Annotated in this window: 3 protein-coding genes; 2 read left to right on the forward strand and 1 reads right to left on the reverse strand. The window is 62.8% G+C overall.

Features of this window, described 5'->3' with window-relative positions:
- The coding region (locus I2E26_RS01540; protein ID WP_195419348.1) for an HAD family hydrolase at positions 1 to 686 on the reverse strand (686 nt) is incomplete at its 3' end.
- 322 nt (positions 687 to 1,008) lie between these two features.
- Here I2E26_RS01540 and rpsA point away from each other — a divergent pair.
- Together rpsA and I2E26_RS01550 are read left to right on the forward strand one after the other, a co-directional pair.
- Entirely contained in the window at positions 1,009 to 2,184 is a 1,176-nt protein-coding gene (gene rpsA / locus I2E26_RS01545; RefSeq protein WP_147587964.1) for a 30S ribosomal protein S1, read from the forward strand.
- Between the two features lie 186 nt (positions 2,185 to 2,370).
- The gene (locus tag I2E26_RS01550; protein WP_195419349.1) at positions 2,371 to 3,054 is read left to right on the forward strand and encodes an HAD hydrolase-like protein; all 684 of its coding nucleotides are present in this window, start codon (positions 2,371 to 2,373) and stop codon (positions 3,052 to 3,054) included.
- Positions 3,055 to 3,266: the final 212 nt, after the last annotated feature.

Raw genomic sequence — 3,266 nt, forward strand, 5'->3', positions numbered from 1 at the left:
TCGGCCATCGAGCCCGACCACGTGGCGCGCTCCTGCACGCCGTTGCCCACGTAGGCGGTCTGGATGCCGCAGGCGGGGGCGGGGAAGTCGCGCTTGGGATCGTTGCCCACCATGAGCACCTCGTGGGGTTCGAGTCCGAGGGCGGCCAGGCTCTCGAGGTAGTAGGCGGCGCTGGGCTTGCAGTGGCGGGAGTTCTCCATGGTGGTGACGAGCTCGAACGGCATGTCGAGCATATCGCCCCAGCCCATGCGGCAGCGTATGCAGTCCTCGCTGAAGCTGGGGTTGGTGAGCAGGGCCGTGCGCAGGCCGCGCGAGGCCACCGCGTCGACGGCTTCGCGGGCGCCGGGGCGCGGGCGCGCATGGATGATGGCGTCGTTCCTGTTGGGGAGCACCTCGCGCTCGTAATACTCGAACGCGTCGCGGACCACGGGGTCGTTCATGGGAACGCCGCATCGGCGCATGATGAAATCGTCGAAGAACTCGCGGTTGGAAAGGTCTTGGTCGGTGCGCTCGGGGTTGTTGATCTCGAGCATGGCCGAGCCGTAGAGCGCGAACATCGACAGCGCGTTCTTGCGTCCGATCTGCGCGAGCATGGACGATTCGTCCCTGGCGAGAACGGCGATGAAAGCGCTCAGGTTCAGGCTGAGCAGCGTGTCGTCCATGTCGAATACCACGGCCTTGAGCATAGCGCCTCCTCTAACGGTCAATCTGTTAACTATAGCACGAGCCCGGGCGGCTCCGGGGAGGGCGGCGGGGCCTTACCGTCCCATGATGATCGTCAAGGTGTTCTTATGGACCAGCTGCGTAAAACTTGGGTCTGACGCTTGAAAATAGTCGGGATTACTCGTACTCTAGATGAACGTGAATGCAAACGCTTCACATCCGTATCTGTCGGCCCCCGAGTATGTTCCAAACAGTGAGCAAATGCGCCCGGGTAGTTTACCCAATGCAGGCGTTCATCTGCAGGTCTAGCAAATCGGGGCCCCGTAGTTCGAAAGGGGTCCACCTTTGAGTGAGATTCAGAACTCGTCCATCTTCTCCCTCGACGATGTAAACGAAGAGGAGATGAACAGCCTTATCGACGGTAGCATCACCGATTTCGATGAGGGCGATCTCGTAAGCGGCACTGTCGTGAAGATCGAGCGCGACGAGGTGCTCGTTGACATCGGATTCAAGTCCGAGGGCGTTATCCCCGTGCGCGAGCTCTCCATCCGCAAGGACGCTAACCCTGCAGACATCGTCGCTATCGGCGATCCCATCGAGGCCCTCGTTCTCCAGAAGGAGGACAAGGACGGTCGTCTGGTCCTCTCCAAGAAGCGTGCCGAGTACGAGCGTGCTTGGAACCGCATCGAGGAGAAGTTCAACGCCGGCGAGAACGTCGAGGGCGAGGTTATCGAGGTCGTCAAGGGCGGTCTTATCCTCGACATCGGCCTGCGCGGCTTCCTGCCCGCCTCCCTCGTTGACCTTCGCCGCGTGAAGGACCTCACCTCCTACATGGGCACCTCCATCGAGGCCCGCGTCATCGAGATGGACCGCAACCGCAACAACGTCGTTCTGTCCCGTCGCGTCGTGCTCGAGGAGTCCCGCAAGGCCGAGCGCTCCGAGATCCTCTCCAAGCTCAAGAGCGGCATGCGTCTCAAGGGCACCGTTTCCTCCATCGTGGACTTCGGCGCCTTCGTGGATCTGGGCGGCATCGACGGCCTCATCCACATCTCCGAGCTCTCCTGGAACCACGTCAACCACCCCTCCGAGGTCGTCAAGGTCGGCCAGGAGGTCGAGGTCGAGGTTCTGGATGTCGACCTCAACCGCGAGCGCATCTCCCTCGGTCTCAAGCAGACCACCGAGGATCCGTGGCGTGCTCTCGTTAAGAAGTACCCCGTGGGCGCTATCGTCGAGGGCTCCGTTACCAAGCTCGTTCCCTTCGGCGCCTTCGTCGACCTGGGCGACGGCATCGAGGGCCTCGTTCACATCTCCGAGATGGCGAACAAGCACGTCGACCAGCCCAGCCAGGTTACCCACGTGGGCGACACCGTCCAGGTGAAGGTCATGGAGATCGACCTCGACCGTCGTCGCATCTCCCTGTCCATGAAGTCCGCCGCCGAGACCCTCGGCGTCGAGATCGAGGTTGCCCCGCTGCCCTCCGAGAAGAAGGACGACGAGGCCGAGGCTGCTGACGCTGAGTAGCGTTCAAGCATCTTTTCTCACACATTACGCGCGCAAGGCCCCTGGGTTCGCCCGGGGGCTTTTTCTTGTGCGGAAGCGCCGGTTTGAAGGAACGGGCCCGGTCGGTGGTTGGGGCGTGCCGTGCTGGGTAGAATGGGCAAACGTGCTGCGCGCAATGGTTGGCGCAGCGTGGTGAAAGGGGTTTCGATGCCAGTTTCGAACGGCGCGCCCGAGCGCATGCGCCCGTTGTCCGATTATCCGGTGGTGCTCTTCGATTTCGATGGCACCGTTGCCAACACCCAACCGGCTATCTATCGCGTCGCATCAACGGTGCTTCGCAATCATGGATACGACCACGACGACGCCTCGCTGCGTTTGATGATCGGCCCGCCGCTGGAGGAGGGCTTCACGCTGGTGAGCGGCATGGATGCCGCCGAGGCGCGCGCGTGCGCCGATGAGTATCGCGCCATCTTCCACGACACCGTGACGCCCGATGAATTTCCGCTGATGCCGGGGATGAACGAGTTGCTCGACGGCTTGGTGGCGGCGGGCAAGCGCCTTGCCGTGGCTACATCGCGTATGGAGGATTCGGCGCGCGCCATGGCCCGCGTCTTGGGGCTCACCCAGTTCGAGGTGATTGCGGGGCGCGTGCACGGCGTTCGCTATTCAAAGGCCGAGTCTATCGAGGCGGCCATCATGGCGATGCGCGTCTCGGCGCACGATACGCTCATGGTGGGCGACCGCATGCACGACGTTATCGGTGCGGCCGAGTGGGAGATCCCCTGCGTTGGGCTGTATTCCGGCGCGGCGCATCCCGGTGAGCTCGAGGACGCCGGAGCCGTTGCGACCTGCCATAGCGTTGCCGGGCTTTCCGAGCTGCTGGGATTGTAAGATAGAGCGGATTTCCCTTTGAACCGCTTGAAAGCGAGGTTTGGATGAATGCAGATTTGAAGCGCCGCATCGATGCGTACGTCGATGAGGTGTGGGAGGACGTTGTTGCCGATATCGCTCACCTGGTGAGCTTCCCGTCGCTTGCAAACGCCGATGCGGCCCGCCCGGGCGCTCCCTTCGGCGCGCCCGTTCGCGGTGCCCTGGATGCCGCG

This window comes from Collinsella sp. D33t1_170424_A12, assembly GCF_015554865.1.
GTDB lineage: Bacteria > Actinomycetota > Coriobacteriia > Coriobacteriales > Coriobacteriaceae > Collinsella.